Origin of the sequence: Pseudomonas sp. RIT-562 (assembly GCF_026241895.1) — a bacterium.
Taxonomy (GTDB): domain Bacteria; phylum Pseudomonadota; class Gammaproteobacteria; order Pseudomonadales; family Pseudomonadaceae; genus Aquipseudomonas; species Aquipseudomonas mandelii_F.
This window is the reverse complement of sequence record NZ_JAPJIV010000014.1, coordinates 94,460-111,428: the sequence shown is the minus strand read 5'-3', so window position 1 is coordinate 111,428 and position 16,969 is coordinate 94,460. Positions and strand designations below refer to the sequence as shown.

At 60.4% G+C, this 16,969-nt stretch carries 15 protein-coding genes; 5 read left to right on the top strand and 10 right to left on the bottom strand.

Going from position 1 to position 16,969, the window contains the following annotated elements; genetic code table 11:
- Positions 1–172: 172 nt before the first annotated feature.
- Positions 173–1,870 carry a fibronectin type III domain-containing protein gene (locus ORL50_RS17815; protein WP_266016885.1) on the top strand — a complete coding sequence of 566 codons (1,698 nt, stop codon included), beginning with the start codon at positions 173–175 and terminating at the stop codon, positions 1,868–1,870.
- Positions 1,871–1,873: 3 nt separating this feature from the next.
- On the opposite strand, the gene ORL50_RS17810 is transcribed toward ORL50_RS17815, so the two are convergent.
- From ORL50_RS17810 to ORL50_RS17800, 3 genes are all read right to left on the bottom strand, one after another.
- A complete protein-coding gene (locus ORL50_RS17810; protein WP_266016883.1) occupies positions 1,874–2,515 on the bottom strand; it encodes a DUF1345 domain-containing protein in 642 nt (213 codons plus the stop codon).
- Between the two features lie 74 nt (positions 2,516–2,589).
- Positions 2,590–5,679 (bottom strand): efflux RND transporter permease subunit, encoded by a 3,090-nt coding sequence (locus tag ORL50_RS17805; protein WP_266016882.1) that lies wholly within the window; start codon positions 5,677–5,679, stop codon positions 2,590–2,592.
- A gap of 15 nt (positions 5,680–5,694) precedes the next feature.
- Entirely contained in the window at positions 5,695–6,852 is a 1,158-nt protein-coding gene (locus ORL50_RS17800) for an efflux RND transporter periplasmic adaptor subunit (protein ID WP_266016880.1), read from the bottom strand.
- Between the two features lie 293 nt (positions 6,853–7,145).
- Between ORL50_RS17800 and ORL50_RS17795 the strand changes: the two genes are divergently transcribed.
- Together ORL50_RS17795 and ORL50_RS17790 are read left to right on the top strand one after the other, a co-directional pair.
- A complete protein-coding gene (locus tag ORL50_RS17795; protein WP_266016878.1) occupies positions 7,146–7,847 on the top strand; it encodes a response regulator in 702 nt (233 codons plus the stop codon).
- A 4-nt stretch (positions 7,848–7,851) separates the two neighbouring features.
- The gene (locus tag ORL50_RS17790) at positions 7,852–9,153 is read left to right on the top strand and encodes an ATP-binding protein (protein WP_266016876.1); all 1,302 of its coding nucleotides are present in this window, start codon (positions 7,852–7,854) and stop codon (positions 9,151–9,153) included.
- Between the two features lie 28 nt (positions 9,154–9,181).
- Here ORL50_RS17790 and ORL50_RS17785 read toward each other — a convergent pair whose 3' ends face one another.
- The 5 genes from ORL50_RS17785 to ORL50_RS17765 all read right to left on the bottom strand — a co-directional run bounded on the left by ORL50_RS17785 (position 9,182) and on the right by ORL50_RS17765 (position 12,433).
- Positions 9,182–9,385 (bottom strand): hypothetical protein, encoded by a 204-nt coding sequence (locus ORL50_RS17785; RefSeq protein WP_266016874.1) that lies wholly within the window; start codon positions 9,383–9,385, stop codon positions 9,182–9,184.
- Positions 9,386–9,477: 92 nt separating this feature from the next.
- Positions 9,478–10,431: a D-2-hydroxyacid dehydrogenase family protein gene (locus ORL50_RS17780; protein ID WP_266016872.1), complete on the bottom strand. Its 954-nt coding sequence runs from the start codon at positions 10,429–10,431 to the stop codon at positions 9,478–9,480.
- 13 nt (positions 10,432–10,444) lie between these two features.
- The gene (locus tag ORL50_RS17775; RefSeq protein WP_266016871.1) at positions 10,445–11,470 is read right to left on the bottom strand and encodes an alpha/beta fold hydrolase; all 1,026 of its coding nucleotides are present in this window, start codon (positions 11,468–11,470) and stop codon (positions 10,445–10,447) included.
- Between the two features lie 82 nt (positions 11,471–11,552).
- A complete protein-coding gene (locus ORL50_RS17770; RefSeq protein WP_266016972.1) occupies positions 11,553–11,987 on the bottom strand; it encodes a YqaA family protein in 435 nt (144 codons plus the stop codon).
- Complete coding sequence (locus tag ORL50_RS17765; protein WP_266016869.1) at positions 11,987–12,433, bottom strand: DUF411 domain-containing protein; 447 nt, start codon at positions 12,431–12,433, stop codon at positions 11,987–11,989. The genes ORL50_RS17770 and ORL50_RS17765 overlap by 1 nt, the downstream gene beginning before the upstream one ends.
- A gap of 240 nt (positions 12,434–12,673) precedes the next feature.
- On the opposite strand from ORL50_RS17765, the gene ORL50_RS17760 reads away from it, so the two are divergent.
- Positions 12,674–12,862: a hypothetical protein gene (locus ORL50_RS17760; RefSeq protein WP_045058337.1), complete on the top strand. Its 189-nt coding sequence runs from the start codon at positions 12,674–12,676 to the stop codon at positions 12,860–12,862.
- Between the two features lie 19 nt (positions 12,863–12,881).
- Here the strand turns inward: ORL50_RS17760 and ORL50_RS17755 are convergent, their stop codons facing one another.
- Positions 12,882–13,253 (bottom strand): fe2+ zn2+ uptake regulation protein, encoded by a 372-nt coding sequence (locus tag ORL50_RS17755; protein ID WP_266016867.1) that lies wholly within the window; start codon positions 13,251–13,253, stop codon positions 12,882–12,884.
- A gap of 256 nt (positions 13,254–13,509) precedes the next feature.
- On the opposite strand from ORL50_RS17755, the gene pvdQ reads away from it, so the two are divergent.
- Positions 13,510–15,828, top strand: a complete 2,319-nt coding sequence (gene pvdQ / locus ORL50_RS17750) for a bifunctional acylase PvdQ (protein ID WP_266016865.1) — start codon at positions 13,510–13,512, stop codon at positions 15,826–15,828.
- Positions 15,829–15,932: 104 nt separating this feature from the next.
- Here pvdQ and ORL50_RS17745 read toward each other — a convergent pair whose 3' ends face one another.
- Complete coding sequence (locus ORL50_RS17745) at positions 15,933–16,949, bottom strand: FecR family protein (protein WP_266016863.1); 1,017 nt, start codon at positions 16,947–16,949, stop codon at positions 15,933–15,935.
- Positions 16,950–16,969 lie beyond the last annotated feature (20 nt).

The window sequence follows — 16,969 nt, the reverse complement described above, 5'->3', positions numbered from 1 at the left end:
CCATTGCTCGTCAAGTGTCGGGATGGTCGTGACGTGAAGAATGTCGACCTGAACGGAGTCGCAATAGCACAAAGTCTCGGTTGCGCCACTAACTGTTCTGCTAGTTGTACCGCGCAGGGGAACGTTTCACTCTATCGCATCGGGGGAATCCTATATTACAAGGACGCACGCCATGAACCGATTAGTGCCGGGCACCAGTGACGATCCAACGGGTACAGTCATCGTCCCCGAATCCTATGAGGGATTTCGCATTTGCGCTCCGGGTAATATAAGAGTTAGGAGAAATTCCTCAACTACCGCGATTCTGACGTGGGACGAGCCCTACTCATTGTGCAACCTGTGTCCGGATGCCATTGGGTATGAAGTGTTCGGAGAGAGATTCTCCAGGCAAAGCGTGACTCGACCACCCTGTGAAATCAGGGGGTTGTCACCAAGTGTCGAATACTTGTTCCATGTCACCGCAATTGCAGCCGGGAATAACGTTTCAGACCCCGGTGTGTATCGCCTGCTGAAAATGGCTCCGCCCGGCCGGCCGGCCGTTCCAAAAGTGAGCGCGTTGACCTATGCCAATGTGACTTTGACATGGGCACCGTCAATTCAACAAGACAGAGATCTTCGATACCACGTTTATCTGAACGGCATTCTCAAAACCAAGACTAAGGAGCCGAGCGTCACACTCGCGCACCTGCAAAGTTATACTCAATATTTGGTTGAGGTACGGGCAGTTAATGCCGCCGGTGATTCCGAGCCTAGTGCTACTACCTTTAAAACTAAAGTGCGGCCGCCCACCAACCTTAGATTCAGATACCAAAACGGGTTGTGCAGACTGTTGTGGGACCCCGTTTTCAGGCACCGCCCAATTTATGAAGTGTCCATTAATGGCAAGTCTTTCAAGACTGTTCCCGGAATCTGGGGGTACAACTTCCAGCTAGCTGATGTCTCGCCTGGCCCGGTGCCACACCACTTGAAATTTTCGGTTCGTGCTCAGTTGGACGGTGACTTTTCTGAAGCAGTTCTGCTCGAAAAAACTGTTGTTGACGGCGTGCCTCCGAGCCAACCCGGAGCTCTGGTAGTGAGTGGAATAACAGACACGGGCGCAGTACTGGCATGGGAACCATCGAGTGACGATATTGCCGTCGCCGGTTATCACGTTCTGCTCAATGGATTTATAAGGTTCCCAGCACCTAACGCTTTCTTCACGTTTACACAACTGACGAGTGGCGCCTATCACTGGGTAATGGTGCGTTCACACGACAAGCAGGGAAACGTCTCCAAATACAGCCAGGCCGCTGTATTCAAGACCAATGGCCAAGCACCGCAGCCGGCGCCGGATTCGCCAGGCGTGAAGATCACGCCTCTGACGTCAACTACAGCGAAATTGGAGTTTTCACCAGGGGTAGTTGCCGGGGTGGGGCATCGAGTCGTGGTCAACAATGAGCACCGTGTCGATACAATAATGTTCCCCGTTACTCTAAATCTGCAGGTTAACGTTGAGCATACTATCAGCGTGTCAGCGTTTGATTTGTTCGGACAGCTATCTGAACCCACTGTGCTGATATATGTACCCAAGGACATAATCGCGCCCAGCATGCCGGAAAATCTACTCGTTGCTGCAATGAGCCCTTATTCGGTCACGCTGGCCTGGGAGGCTTCGACAGACGACATCGGTATACATGGGTATGTGATCTACAACGATCACGAATACTTCGATAGCACATCGCTAACGTCTTACTCGGCCTTCGACTTGCTTCCCGGCAACTATTCATTTGAGGTCTGTGCCCTGGATTTTTCCGGTAATGCCTCAGAACCAGCTGCAATAACCATTGATATCGGTGACCCGCCAAACAGCATATCGACCAACTTTCGGTAGATGTCAGCCGAAGAGTCCCGCTGCGATGTTGATCGAAAAGCCAAGAATCGCCGTATTGAACAGAAAACCGATCAGTGACTGCGCCAGCACTATCTTGCGCAGACCCCGCGTCGCCACCCCGACATCGGACGTCTGCACCGCCACGCCAATGGTGAACGAGAAATACAGGAAGTCCCAATAGTTGGGTGTGGTCAAACCCTCGGCAAAGCGCAGCGCCGGTTCCTTGCCGTTCCAGGTGTAGAAGAGTCGCGCGTAGTGCACGCTGAAGATCACCCCGATCAGCAGCCATGAACCGATCACAGTGAACGCCGTGAACCCGTAGTGCAGCAGCTTGCGGGTGGTCTCCAGGTCTTTGCTGCCGGCCAGTTCAAAGGCGATGGTGGCCAGGCTGGCAATCGCTGCGATGCACACCACGAACAGCACCAGGCCGGCGTTTTCGTCTTCGATCTCGGCTATGCGCTTCACGTCGGTGGCCTTGGAGCGCAGGGTGAGCCAGAACATCAGGAGCAGATAGGTCCAGACCCCGATGTTCCAGCCGATGAGGATTTTGCTGATGATCGAGTCGACAGGAGCCAGGATGCCCGCCGCGATACCGAATGTGGCCGCAGCGGACAGGCGAGGGTGGGTGTGGGTGAGGTAGGGCACGGCGGCTCACTTTGACGGAACGTCGTTGCACCATAGCGCAGGCAATCGTGCTTTTGGTAGGGGGATTTGTGTGGTTAGCGCTTCTTGCGCACCAGCTTCATCACCACCACAAAAAACACCGGCACAAACAACACCGCCAACGTCGCAGTGATCATCCCGCCGATGACCCCGGTGCCGATTGCCTGTTGGCTGGCCGAACTGGCACCGGTGGCAATCGCCAACGGCACCACGCCGAGGATGAAGGCCAGCGAAGTCATGACGATCGGTCGCAGGCGCAAGCGGGCGGCTTGCAGGGTGGCGTCGAGCAGGTCGTGGCCTTCGTCATACAGGCTCTTGGCGAATTCGATGATCAGGATCGCGTTCTTCGCCGACAGGCCAATGATGGTGATCAGCCCGACCTTGAAGAACACGTCATTGGGCATACCGCGCAGCGTCACCGCGAGCACCGCGCCCAGCACGCCAAGCGGCACCACCAGCAGCACCGAGGTCGGAATCGACCAGCTTTCGTACAATGCCGCGAGGCACAGGAACACGATCAGCAGGGACAATCCCAACAGGATCGGTGCCTGGCTGCCGGACAGGCGTTCCTGCAACGACAGCCCGGTCCATTCCTGGCCCAATCCGGCCGGGCCCAGCGCGACCAATCGCTCGATTTCCGCCATGGCTTCGCCAGTACTGTGCCCCGGTTGCGGCTCACCGGAAATGCTGATCGCCGGGTATCCGTTATATCGGGTCAACTGGGCTGGGCCCTGAGTCCATTTCGCCTCGACGAACGCTGACAGCGGCACCATTTTGCCGTTGTTGTTGCGCACGTGCATTTTCAGCAAATCGGCGACCTGGCTGCGTTGATCACCTTCGGCCTGCACCACCACCCGTTGCATGCGCCCCTGATTGGGGAAATCATTGACGTAGCTTGAGCCAACGGCGGTTGACAACAGGTTGCCGATTTCAGCGAACGACACGCCCAGGGCATTGGCCTGCTTGCGGTCGACGATCAACTGCACCTGCGGCGCTTCGGCCAGGGCGCTTTCACGCACGTTCATCAGGATCGGGCTTTTCTCTGCCGCCTCCAGCAACTCGGTGCGCGCCTGCATTAGCGTGGCATGGCCGAGGCCGCCGCGATCCTGCAGGCGGAATTCGAACCCGCTGGAGGTGCCCAGGCCGTCCACCGGTGGTGGCAGCACCGAGAACGCCACGGCATCCTTGATCTGACTCAGGGCGGCATTGGCACGGTCGGCAATCGAGCCTGCCGAGTCGTCGCTGCCACGCTCGGACCAGTCCTTCAAGGTGGTGAACGCCAGCGCCGCGTTCTGTCCGCTACCGGAAAAACTGAAGCCGAGGATCACCGTACTGTCACCCACTCCAGGTTCCTTGGCGTTATGCGCCTCGATCTGCTCGACCACCGCCACCGTGCGATTCTTGCTCGCGCCGGGCGGTAGCTGCACGTCGGTAATGGTGTAGCCCTGGTCTTCAACCGGCAGGAACGAGGAGGGCAGCCGAACGAAGCAAATCCCCAGGCCGATCAGCAACACGCCGTAGATCAGCAAATAGCGCCCCGTGCGTTTCAGCGCGTAGGCCACCCAGGATTGATAACGGTCGGTCAGTTGCTCGAAACGGCGGTTGAACCAACCGAAGAAACCACGTTTTTCATGGTGCTCACCCTTGGCAATTGGCTTGAGCAACGTCGCGCACAGGGCCGGCGTCAGGGTCAGGGCGAGGAACGCCGAGAACAGGATCGAGGTGGCCATCGACAGGGAAAACTGTCGGTAGATCACTCCAACCGAACCCTGCATGAACGCCATGGGGATGAACACCGCTACCAGCACCAGGGTGATGCCGATGATTGCCCCGGTGATCTGCTGCATCGCCTTGCGCGTCGCCTCTTTGGGTGACAGGCCTTCGGTGACCATGATCCGCTCGACGTTCTCCACCACCACGATGGCATCATCAACCAGGATGCCGATGGCCAGCACCATGCCGAACATGGTCAGCACATTGATCGAGAAACCCAGGGCCAGCATGGTGGCAAAAGTGCCCATCAGCGCGACCGGCACCACCAGGGTCGGAATCAGCGTGTAGCGGATGTTCTGCAGGAACAGGAACATCACCGCAAACACCAGCACCATGGCCTCGATCAGGGTGTACACGACCTTGGTGATCGAGACCTTGACGAACGGGGAGGTGTCGTAGGGGATCTTGTATTCGACGCCGGCGGGGAAATACCGCGCCAGTTCATCCATCTTCGCCCGCACCAGGGTCGCGGTGCTCAGGGCGTTGGCGCTTGGTGCCAGCTGCACGCTGACGGCGGTCGACGGCTTGCCGTTCAGACGGGTGCCGAACTGGTATTCCTGGCTGCCGATTTCCACCCGGGCGACATCGGCGATGCGCACGGTGGAGCCATCGGGATTGGCCTTGAGCACGATGTCGGCAAATTCTTCCGGGGTCGACAGCTGGCCTTTCACCAGGATGGTTGCGGTAATTTCCTGAGTGCTGCGGGTCGGCAGGTCGCCGATGCTGCCGGCCGAGACCTGGGCGTTCTGCGCGACAATGGCGGCATTGACGTCGGCCGGGGTGAGGTTGAAACCGATCAGCTTGCGCGGGTCGATCCAGATGCGCATGGCCCGTTCGGCGCCGTACAGTTGCGCTTTGCCGACTCCGTCCAGGCGCTTGATCTCGTTCATCACGTTGCGCGCCAGGTAGTCGCTGAGCGCCGTCTCGTCGAGCTTGCCGTCACTGGAGGTGAGGGTGATCAGCAACAGGAAGCCGGAGGAAACTTTTTCCACCTGCAGCCCCTGCTGGTTGACCGCCTGGGGCAGCCGCGACTCCACTACTTTGAGACGGTTCTGCACGTCGACCTGGGCCAGCTCCGGGTTGGTGCCCGGCTGGAAAGTGGCTTTGATCGTCGCACTGCCGAGGCTGCTCTGGGATTCGAAATACAGCAGGTTGTCGGCGCCGTTGAGCTCTTCCTCGATCAGGCTGACCACACTTTCGTCGATGGTCTGCGCCGATGCCCCGGGGTACACGGCATAGATCTCGACCTGCGGTGGCGCGACGTCGGGGTACTGCGCTACCGGCAACTGCGGGATAGCCAGGGCGCCCGCCAGCAGGATGAACAGGGCGACCACCCAGGCGAAAATCGGACGATCGATAAAGAACTGCGGCATAAAAAAGCGTCCTGCTTACTGGCCAGATACCTGGGCAAGTGGAAGAGGGGTGTCGTCGATCTGCACTTTCTCGCCGGGACGGGCGTGCTGCAGGCCTTCGATGACGATGCGGTCGCCCGGTTTCAGGCCGCCGGTGACGATCCAGCGATCGTTCTGCACCGCGCCCAGGTCGACCGGCTGCTGGCCGACGCGCTGCTCGGCATCGAGCAGCAACACCTGGGCAACCCCTGCGCTGTCACGCTGGATGGCCCGTTGCGGCACGCTGATGCCCTGTTGGTCGATCGCCTGTTCTACGCGCACCCGCACAAAGCTGCCGGGCAGCAGATCGAGGTCCGGGTTGGGGAATTCGCTGCGCAGAGTGATCTGCCCAGTGCCGGGGTCGACCGTGATGTCGGTGAACAGCAGCTTGCCGGGCAGCGGGTAGAGGCTGCCGTCGTCCTGGATCAGCGTGGCCTTGGCCTGGCCCTGACCCACCCGCTGCAACTGGCCGGAGCGGAACGCGCGGCGCAGGTCGTTGAGTTCTCGGGTCGATTGAGTCAGGTCGGCGTGGATCGGGTTCAGCTGCTGGATCAGCGCCAGCGGCGTGGTTTCGTTCTGCCCGACCAAGGCGCCTTCGGTCACCAGGGCCCGACCAATGCGCCCGGAAATCGGCGCGGTAACGGTGGCATACCCCAGGTTGAGCCTGGCGCGTTCGACTGCGGCTTTGTTCGCGGCGACGTCGGCAGCGGTTTGCCGCACGGCAGCCCGGGCATTGTCATAATCCTGGCCGCTGATCGCGTTGCCTTCCACCAACTGGGCGTAGCGCTGTTCCTGCAGGCGCGCTTGGAACGCGTTGGCCTCGGCCTTGCGCAGTGCGGCCTCGGCGCTGTCCAGGTCGGCCTTGAACGGGGCCGGGTCAATGCGAAACAGCACGTCGCCTTGCTTGACGTCGCTGCCTTCGCGGAAGGTGCGCTGCAGCACTACGCCAGGCACCCGGGCGCGGACCTCAGCCATGCGCGGCGCGGCAATCCGCCCGCTCAGCTCGCTGGTAATCGACAGTGGCCGCGCCTCGATAGTCTCGATGCGCACAGTGGCCAGCGGTGCCGCTTCTTCGGCAATCGACGACTTGTCACATGCGCCCAGCGTCAGCGCGAGTGCAATCAGACTGAGTCTGGACAGCGGATTTTTCGACATGTAATACCCCAATAGTGACCCCCCGGCATCCTACGGGGAGGCGGCGAGGGTAGCGGTGAAGCTTTGTACTTGCAGTGTGAAATTGTGTAAGGGTTTTACTCAGGGGTGGATGAGGGCGTATATCCTGCATGCCTTGATTCCCTGGTGTCGGTTGGATCGCTATCGCGAGCAGGCTCACTGCTACAGGGTTCTCGGTGGACACAAGTCCTGTGTACACCACAGATCCACTGTAGGAGTGAGCCTGCTCGCGATGGCGGTTTCACGGACCCACAGCACTTTCTGGAAACACCCCCATGCCCAACATCCTTCTGGTCGAAGACGACACCGCACTCGCCGAGCTGATCGCCAGCTACTTGGAACGCAACGGTTATTCCGTCAGCGTGATCGGTCGCGGCGATCATGTGCGCGAGCGTGCGCGGCTCAATCCTCCCGACCTGGTCATTCTCGACTTGATGCTGCCTGGGCTGGATGGCCTGCAAGTCTGCCGCCTGTTGCGCGCAGACTCGGCGACCTTGCCGATCCTGATGCTCACCGCCCGCGACGACAGCCACGATCAGGTGTTGGGCCTGGAAATGGGCGCCGACGATTACGTCACCAAGCCCTGCGAACCCCGAGTGCTGCTGGCCCGGGTACGCACTTTGTTGCGCCGCAGCAGCCTCGGCGAGCCGCAGACAGCCAACGACCGAATCCTCATGGGCAACCTGTGCATCGACTTGTCCGAGCGCACCGTCACCTGGCGTGGGCAACTGGTGGAGCTGTCCAGCGGCGAGTACAACCTGCTGGTGGTGCTGGCCCGGCATGCTGGCGAAGTGTTGAGCCGGGACCAGATCCTGCAACGTCTGCGCGGCATAGAATTCAACGGCACCGACCGTTCGGTGGACGTGGCGATTTCCAAGCTGCGGCGCAAGTTCGACGACACCGCCGCCGAGGCACGCAAGATCAAGACGGTGTGGGGCAAGGGTTACCTGTTCAGCCGATCCGAGTGGGAATGCTGAGGCCATGTTCAGAATCCTGTTCCGCCTGTACCTGGTCACGATCGTTTCCTACAGCGCGGCGATTTACCTGGTGCCGGACCTGGTGATCAAGCTGTTTCACGAACGTTTTGTCAGCTACAACCTCGACTATTCCCGCGGCCTGCAAAGCCTGATCGTCAAGCAGTTCCATGGCGTGCCGCAGGAACAGTGGCCTAGTCTCGCCGAGCAAATGGACAAGGAATTCGACCCGCTGCATATCGTGCTGGCGCCCATCGACGATAGCGATTTTTCCCCGGCGGAACGGCAGCGCCTGCAGCGTGGCGAAAAGGTCGTGCGCATCGGCGACTGGGGCTGGCGCACCCTCGCGGTGGCGCCCCTGAACGAGCATACGGTGGTGCAGATGGTTGTGCCGCCGGACCCGTTGGACGTCAACCTGTTGTATTGGAGTATCAACCTGCTGATCGGCGCGACCATGCTCGCCTGTCTGTTGCTGTGGTTACGCGCGCACTGGCGCGATCTGGAACGGCTCAAGGGCACCGCCGAGCGCTTTGGCAAGGGTCAGTTGAGCGAGCGCACGCAAATTTCGCCGCGCTCGAATATCGGCAGCCTGGCGAACGTGTTCGACACCATGGCCAGTGATATCGAAAGCCTGCTCAACCAGCAACGGGACCTGCTCAACGCGGTGTCCCATGAATTGCGTACACCTTTGACGCGCCTGGATTTTGGCCTGGCGCTGGCGCTCTCCGATGACTTGCCGGCAGCCAGTCGCGAACGCCTGCAGGGGCTGGTCGCGCACATTCGCGAGCTGGATGAGCTGGTGCTGGAGTTGTTGTCCTACAGCCGCCTGCAAAATCCGGCGCGCCTGCCAGAGCAAGTCGAGGTCGCGCTGGATGAATTCATCGACAGCGTGCTGGGCAGTGTCGATGAAGAACTGGAATCGCCGGACATCGTGATCGACGTGTGGCTGCATGGCCAACTCGAACGCTTCAGTCTCGACCCGCGCCTGACTGCACGAGCACTGCAGAACCTGCTGCGCAACGCCATGCGCTACTGCGAGAAACGCATCCAGGTCAGCGTGCAGGTGCTGGCCCATGGTTGTGAAATCTGGGTGGACGACGACGGAATCGGTATTCCTGATGACGAACGTGAGCGGATTTTCGAGCCGTTCTACCGCCTGGATCGCAGTCGCGACCGTGCGACCGGAGGCTTCGGCCTGGGCCTGGCCATCAGTCGTCGCGCCCTCGAGGCCCAGGGCGGGACGTTGACAGTGGAAGCTTCGCCTCTGGGCGGTGCGAGGTTCCGGTTGTGGTTGGCGAATCCAGCATGAGCTAACGATTCATTAACTGCTGGCAACTTCAGCCGTGAGTGGCGCTCTCGGCATCCGGCTGCAGGTTGCTGTCCTGCATCAGGCATTTCTGCTGCTTGCTGTCCCAGACCTGGCCCTTAGGGCAATTGGGCTTGACCGGCTCTGCTGCTTCATCATTGGTGGCGAAGGCAAGGGAGCTGGAGAACGCGACGGCCAGCAGCAGTGGAGAGCACCAGGCGATTCGAGTTTTCATGGGCTAATCCTCAGGGGAGATAGCTTTAGAACATCGCCGGGCGGCCAATCGTTCATTTCTTTGCGAGGCGCCCTGTGAGCCGGGAGTGCCGATCAAGTCAGCAAGCGGATCGGCGCTCCCGCCGACCAGGCCTGGATGTCTTCGATCATCTGCGAAAAGAACAGCTGATAGTTCTGCTGGCTGACGTACCCGACATGGGGCGTGGCCAGCACGTTGTCGAGGGTCCTGAACGGATGGTGGGCCGGCAAGGGTTCCTGTTCGAAGACGTCCAGCGCTGCGCCGCCCAGTTGGCGTTTTTGCAACGCCTTGATCAGCGCTGACTCATCCACGATCGGCCCGCGTGCAGTGTTCACCAGCAGCGCGTGCGGCTTCATCCAGCTCAGTGCCTGGGCGTCTACCAGCCCGTGGCTGCGATCGCTGAGCACCAGGTGCACCGACAGCACGTCGGCCTGTTCGAACAGTTGCTGTTTGCTGACATGAGTCACTGCGACTGCTGCCGCGCGCTCCGGGGTGAGGTTTTCACTCCAGGCAATTACCCGCATGCCGAATGCCTGGCCGAATTGAGCGACCTTCTGCCCGATGCTGCCAAGTCCGAGAATCCCCAGGGTTTTGCCGTGCAGGTCGCCCCCCAGCCCTTGTTGCCACTGCCCGGCCCGCAGGGCGTTGGCTTCGGCGAGCAGGTTGCGCGTGGCAGCCATGATCAGCGCCCAGGTCAACTCCGGCGCGGCGTGTTTGTAGCTGTCACTGCCGCTGACCTGGATACCCAGGGCAGCCGCAGCCTTCAGGTCCAGGGCGGCATTGCGCATGCCCCCGGTCACCAGCAGCTTCAGGTTGGGCAGGCGGCGCAGCAGGTCTTCGTCGAAACGGGTGCGTTCACGCATCACGCAGATGAGCTGGAACGCCTGCAGACGCTCGGCGATGCTGGCGTTATCGGCCGGGAAATCGTGCAGGAAACTCACCTGGCCAATGGCGTCCAGGACTGTCCAGTCCACCACCTGGCGCGCCACGTCCTGCCAGTCATCGAGCACCGCAATCTGCACAGCCATTGGCCTTACCTCATCAAGGGACAGGGTTGGTCTTGCTCAACCAGGCGAGCAGGGCCTGGTGAAATTTTTCTGGTTCTTCCATTTGTGGTGCGTGGCCCATGCCGGGAAACTCTACCAGGGTCGACTGCGGAATCAGTTTCGCCACTTGTTTGCCCAGCACCTGGTAATTGCCTATTTTCGCCTTGACCTCGGGCGGGGCGATGTCCTTGCCGATGGCCGTAGTGTCGGAGGTGCCGATCAGCAACAGCGTGGGCACCTTAAGGTCCTTGAACTCGTAATACACCGGCTGGGTGAAGATCATGTCGTAGATCAGCGCCGAGTTCCACGCGACCTGGGTCTTGCCCGGGCCCTTGGCAAGGCCGGCATACATGTCGACCCAACGGTCGTATTCAGGCTTCCAACGCCCGTCATAGTAAGTACTGCGTTCATAGTCGCGGATGCCTTGCGCGGTCACTTTCAGTTCCCGCTCATACCACTGGTCAACGCTGCGATAAGGCACGCCCAGGGCTTTCCAGTCCTCCAGGCCAATGGGGTTGACCATGGCCAGTTGCTCAACCTGCTCGGGGTATTGCAGCGCATAACGGGTGGCGAGCATGCCGCCGGTGGAATGCCCCAGCAGCGTGGCTTTCTGGATGCCCAGGGCCTTGAGCAGTTGCTGGGTATTGTTGGCCAGCTGCTGGAAGCTGTACTGGTAGTGCTGCGGTTTACTGGAGGTGCAGAAGCCGATCTGGTCCGGGGCAATTACCCGGTAACCGGCTTTGCTCAGTGCCTTGATCGAGGAGTCCCAGGTCGCGCCGCAGAAGTTCTTGCCGTGCATCAGCACCACGCTGCGGCCGTTGGCCTTGCCTTCGGCGGCGACGTCCATGTAACCCATCTGCAGGGATTCACCCTGGGATTCAAAGGCGAAATGCTTGACCGTGTAGGGGTACTCGAAGCCCTGCAACTGCGGGCCGTATTCCGGTCCGTCGGCGTAGGCAACGGCGGGCAACGCAGCGCTTAGCAGCAGACCAGGCAGCCAGCGGGAAAAGGCGAGAGGCATGTATGAACTCCTTGGTAGGCGACCGATCCTGGAACGGCCTCATTAGGGCAACATTAAACAGGCACTGCACAAGGCCGATGGTTCAACCGACCCAGCCCAGCGTCACCAGGGCCAGCACTGCGTAACGGGCACCTTTGGCGAGAGTGACAATCAGCAGGAAGCGCCCCAGGGGTTCGCGCATCACGCCGGCCACCAGGGTCAGCGGGTCGCCGATAATCGGCAGCCAGCTCAGCAACAGTGACCAATGGCCATAGCGCTGGTAGTGCGCCCGGGCTTTTTCCAAATGCCTGGGGCTGACCGGAAACCAGCGTCGCCGATGAAATCGCTCAATGCCGCGCCCCAGCCACCAGTTGACCAATGACCCCAGGACATTGCCCAGGGTTGCCACGGCCAGCAGCGCCCATAACCCATACTTGCCACTGAGCAGCAAACCCACCAGCAGCGCCTCCGACTGCAGGGGCAGCAAGGTGGCGGCGCCAAATGCGGCGAGGAACAACCCCAGATAGGCGCCAGCGATCACTTGGCCGGATAGTCCGCCACCACCACGTCGGCACCCGCTTTGGTCAGGCCGATCACCTGGTAGGCGTCGCTCATGCCGTCCATTTCCATCCCGGGCGAGCCCATCGGCATGCCGGGGGCGGCAACGCCCAGCAGGTCACTACGCTTGCTTAAAGCCAGGACCTGATCGGCGGGCACGTGGCCCTCGACGAATTTGCCATTGATCAATCCGGTGTGGCACGACGCGAGCCGGGGCGGCACGCCGTGTTTTTGTTTGAACGAGCTCATGTCGGCTTCAACGTGGTCCTGGACCTTGAAGCCGTTGGCTTCCAGGTGGCTGATCCATTTTTTGCAGCAACCGCAGTTGGCGTCGCGATGGACCTCGATGGGAATAAGGTCGGCGGCCTGGGTCAGGGAAGAAATCAACACGGCGCCCAGGGCAGCCAGTCGCAGGTAGGTTCGCATGGGTATCTCGTCTCGAATTGCGGCCGAAAAGATGCATTCTGACCATTTTCCACGGCCAGGCATTCAAGGAGTGTTTCGAAGTACTACAAAATCCAGCGGCAGGATCATGGTAGATCAACGCTGACGGGAGGCTGAGGCGGGTATTACAAACATGTCAGGTATTAAGCGTGCGGGACTGCTGTAACATGATGTCCCGTTTTGCAACGCAGACGGACACATCTTCACGTTCAGGAATTACCCATGACCCAGTCGCAACGCTTGAAATACTCGATTCTGATCTCGCTGGTAGTGCTGGCGATCATGTTCGGCCTGTCGTACCTGCAGAACACCGGCGTCATCGGCGAGAAAACCTTCCAGTACATTGCCATTGGCGTCGCGGTGCTCGTGGTGGTGATCAACGGCGTGATGCGTCGCAAGGTCAAGCCCTGATCGACGCAAGTCGGGCTGATTATTCGCCGTGCAGTGCGGCGAATGCCTGGGGATTGAGGCTATAGCTTTTGTCCGGGTTGAGGGTGATCACCCCTTCGCTGCACAAGCGTTTCAACACTTCACGCACGCTGAGAAACGACAGGGGAATGTCCAGGTCCAGCAGCTGGCTGTGCACCCCGCGCACGCCCAGGGTGCGATCATGTTCGGCGGCGTTCAGTAGCGCGTCGATGACCTTCAGGCGGATCAGGCTGGTGCGCAGGCCAAAGCTCTTGAGCAGGACCCTGATGCGTTCGTTGCCATGGCGATCGGTACGTTGATCGAAAACGCCGGAGCCAATGGATGTTCCCATTGGCGCAGTGCTACCGTCCGTTGGCAGTTGCGAGTTGTACATGCAAAAACTCCTTTTCCGAGCCTTATCCGGGAATTAATGGGTGCTCTCATTCAATAAGACGTATGAGATCGGCAAATCATGAAGGCTCAAATGTAGAAATTTTGTCGACGCCATGTCACCAAGGCGTGAGAAGCCTTGAGGCCGGGGGTTTGGCGGCTAAATTTTTAATCAGTTTTTTCGTTCTTGGGTTAAGACCAGTCGCGTGCGGGTATTCCCGTACAGCCAAATTGACTGGCATTTTCGATCAGGAGCGAGCGTGATTATTTCCAGGCAGTTGACCCGATTGAGTCTTGCGGGTGTATTGGCAGCGGTGAGCGTTGCCGCAAGCGCGCAGCCGACCCAGGCCAGCGCCGAAATCCGGCGTACCAGCTTCGGGGTGCCGCACATTCGCGCCGACGACGAGCGCGGCCTGGGCTACGGCATCGGTTATGCCTATGCGCAGGATAATCTGTGTTTGCTGGCCAATGAGATCGTCACGGTCAATGGCGAGCGTTCGCGCTATTTCGGTCCGACACAACTAACCGTGGAAGAGCGGGAGAACCAGGTCAGCGACGTGTTCTTCACCTGGCTCAACACGCCCCAGGCCGTTGCCGCATTCTGGCAGGCGCAGACACCGGCGGTGCGTGATCTGGTGGAAGGTTATGTCGCGGGCTACAACCGTTCCTTGAAACAGACCCGGGCCAAGGGCTTGCCCCAACAATGCCAAGGCGAATGGGTGCGCGACATCACCGCCCAGGACCTGATCAAACTCACCCGCCGTTTGTTGGTAGAGGGCGGGGTCGGCCAGTTCGCCGAAGCCCTGGCCGGTGCCACGCCGCCCCAAACGGTGGCGGCACACATCAGCCAGCCGGGTTCGTTTCAGTTGGCGGCGACACGCCAGCAGCGCTTTGCCCTGGACCGCGGTAGCAACGCGGTGGCCGTCGGCAGCGAGCGCTCATTCAACGGCCGCGGGATGTTGCTGGCCAACCCGCATTTCCCCTGGGTCGGCGGCATGCGCTTTTACCAGATGCACCTGACCATCCCCGGTAAGTTGGACGTGATGGGCGCCGCGCTGCCTGGATTGCCGATGATCAACATCGGGTTTAACCAGCACCTGGCCTGGACGCATACCGTGGATTCGTCCAAACACTTCACCTTGTACCGCCTGCAGCTCGACCCCAAGGACCCGACGCGCTATTTGCTCGATGGCAAGTCGCTGCCGCTGACCCGGCAAACCGTGACGGTCAATGTGAAAAACGCCGACGGCCAGCTGCAGCCGGTGACTCGCGAGGTCTTCAGTTCACAGTTTGGGCCGGTGGTGCAGTGGCCCGGCAAGCTGGACTGGGACTCGCAGTTCGCCTACAGCCTGCGCGACGCCAACCTGGAAAACGACCGGGTGTTACAACAGTGGTACTCGATGAACCGCGCCAGCAGCCTCGACGAACTGCAGTCGTCGGTGCACAAGCTGCAGGGAATTCCCTGGGTCAACACCCTGGCCGCCGATGACCAGGGCCAGACGCTCTACATGAACCTGTCGGTGGTGCCTAATGTGAACGCGGCCAAACTGGCCCGTTGCAGCGACCCGCGCGCCGGCCTGCAGATGATCGTGCTCGATGGTTCTCGTAGCGAGTGCGCCTGGGACATCGACCCACAGGCGGCGCAACCCGGGATTTATCCCTCCGCCGGTTTGCCGCAACTGCTGCGCAAGGACTTCGTGCAACACTCCAACGACTCAGCGTGGATGGTCAATCCGGCGCAACCATTGAGCGGATTCTCGCCGCTTATCAGCCAGCAGGATCAGCCGCTGGGGCTGCGTTCGCGCTTTGCTCTGGACCGGCTGCAAGCCCTGCAGAAAAAGGCTCGTATCGGCGCTGCGGACCTGCAACGCATGGTCCTGGATGATGAGGTCTACCTCGCTTCCCTGGTGATGCCAGACCTGCTGCAGTTTTGCGCTACCCACCTGGGCGGCGATGCGCCGCAACTCGCAGCGGCGTGCGACAGCCTGAAATCCTGGGACAACAAGGCGAATCTGTACAGCGGAGTCGGATTGGTGCACTTCCAGAATGTGATGCAGGCGCTGCAGGAGTCGCCGGATGTGTGGCGTGTCGGGTTCGATCCACAAGATCCGCAGCACACTCCGCGCGGATTGAATGTGCAACAGCCGGATGTCGCCGCGGCTGTACGTGGGGCGATGCTGGCCTCGGTGGAGCAGGTCGCCAAGATGGGCTTGGGTAAGGACAGTCGCTGGGGCGAGATCCAGGTGGTCAGCAGTGGCGGGCAACAGACGCCGATCCACGGCGGGCCGGGCACCTTGGGGGTGTACAACGCCATCCAGAGCGTGCCAAGGAGTGACGGCCGGCTGGAGGTGATCAGCGGCACGAGTTACCTGCAGGTGGTGACGTTCGATGAGCAGGGGCCGCATGCCCAGGGAATATTGGCGTTTTCGCTGTCCAGTGATCCGCAGTCGAAATATTCGCGGGACCAGACCGTGGCGTTTTCGCAAAAGAAATTGAGCGTGCTGCCGTTCACCCAGCAGCAGATCGAGGCAGATCCGCAGTATCAGCTTGAGCGGATCAGTGAGGCTGAACCGTTGTAGGAGCGAGCCTGCTCGCGATGGACTTGAGAACGCCACGTTGAATCAGTCACCCAGCGTAATCGTTGACGCCCATCGCGAGCAGGATCGCTCCTACAGGGGCATCCTTAAATTTTTGGGGCCTGTTGCGGCATGGCGTTTAACACCGGATTGCCATCCTTGTTGCGGGTCACGTAGACCGGCAGCACCTTGGGCAGCGATGCGACCAGGGAGTTGAGCTCCTTGATGTTGTAGATTCCGCCAATACGCAGGGCGGCGGTGTTGTGATCGGCGACCGCCAGCGGTTTGCTCAGGTAGCGGTTGATCAGTGGCAGGGCGCTGGCCAGTGTCAGGTTATCGAGCACCAGCTTGCCGCTGCGCCAGGCCAGCGAGTTATCGTTGTCGTAGGTCTGACTGATCCTGGGGATGTAGTCGCCGCGGCCATAACTGGCCTGCATCGCAGGACCCAGGCGCAACCCATCGCCTGGAAGGTCAGCGTTGCTGCTGACCAGCACCGAACCCTCGATCAGGTTGACCCGGACCTGGTCTTCATACATCCACACGTTGAATTGGGTCCCGGTGACCCGAATCCTGCCGTCCGCCGCCTTGACGATGAACGGATGGGCAGAGTCGTGGCTGACTTTGAAGAATGCCTCACCCCGCTTCAAGGTGACCCGCCGTTGATCCTTGTAATTGGTAAAAGTCAGCTCGCTGCCCAGATTCAGCTCTACCTCACTGCCATCACTCAGGGTCACGTGGCGCACCGTGTCGCCAGCTTCCAGGTGCTCGTAGGCATTAGGCAGCCAGCCAAGGTTCCAGCCGCTGTAGGCCGCCAGCGGCAGTGCCAGGGCGCAAATCGCTGCGGCGATACCCATGGTGCGCCAGGGGGTTGCAGGCTTGAATGCCGCCTTGAATGGAATAGTCGTCGCGTCGTCAGTAGCCGGGCGCGGCAGATCGCCAGCGACGTCCCAGATCTCCAGCATGGCCTCGTACTCAAACCCGTGCAGCGGATGAGCATTGAGCCATTGCTCGAACGCCAGGCGTTCCTGCGCGGTGCAGTCGCTGGCATGCAGGCGCATGCACCAATGCGCAGCGGCATCGGTAATGGCGTCGTATTCGGCTTGCGAGAGAGGGGTGTCGGTCATTGACTCATCCTGATTTCCTG

Excerpts from the sequence above, each read along its gene's own strand:
- ORL50_RS17815 (WP_266016885.1), top strand. The coding sequence starts at position 173 with ATGAACCGATTAGTGCCGGGCACCAGTGACGATCCAACGGGTACAGTC.
- ORL50_RS17805 (WP_266016882.1), bottom strand. The coding sequence starts at position 5,679 with ATGCCGCAGTTCTTTATCGATCGTCCGATTTTCGCCTGGGTGGTCGCC.
- ORL50_RS17800 (WP_266016880.1), bottom strand. The coding sequence starts at position 6,852 with ATGTCGAAAAATCCGCTGTCCAGACTCAGTCTGATTGCACTCGCGCTG.
- ORL50_RS17795 (WP_266016878.1), top strand. The coding sequence starts at position 7,146 with ATGCCCAACATCCTTCTGGTCGAAGACGACACCGCACTCGCCGAGCTG.
- ORL50_RS17790 (WP_266016876.1), top strand. The coding sequence starts at position 7,852 with ATGTTCAGAATCCTGTTCCGCCTGTACCTGGTCACGATCGTTTCCTAC.
- ORL50_RS17785 (WP_266016874.1), bottom strand. The coding sequence starts at position 9,385 with ATGAAAACTCGAATCGCCTGGTGCTCTCCACTGCTGCTGGCCGTCGCG.
- ORL50_RS17780 (WP_266016872.1), bottom strand. The coding sequence starts at position 10,431 with ATGGCTGTGCAGATTGCGGTGCTCGATGACTGGCAGGACGTGGCGCGC.
- ORL50_RS17775 (WP_266016871.1), bottom strand. The coding sequence starts at position 11,470 with ATGCCTCTCGCCTTTTCCCGCTGGCTGCCTGGTCTGCTGCTAAGCGCT.
- ORL50_RS17765 (WP_266016869.1), bottom strand. The coding sequence starts at position 12,433 with ATGCGAACCTACCTGCGACTGGCTGCCCTGGGCGCCGTGTTGATTTCT.
- ORL50_RS17760 (WP_045058337.1), top strand. The coding sequence starts at position 12,674 with ATGACCCAGTCGCAACGCTTGAAATACTCGATTCTGATCTCGCTGGTA.
- ORL50_RS17755 (WP_266016867.1), bottom strand. The coding sequence starts at position 13,253 with ATGTACAACTCGCAACTGCCAACGGACGGTAGCACTGCGCCAATGGGA.
- ORL50_RS17745 (WP_266016863.1), bottom strand. The coding sequence starts at position 16,949 with ATGACCGACACCCCTCTCTCGCAAGCCGAATACGACGCCATTACCGAT.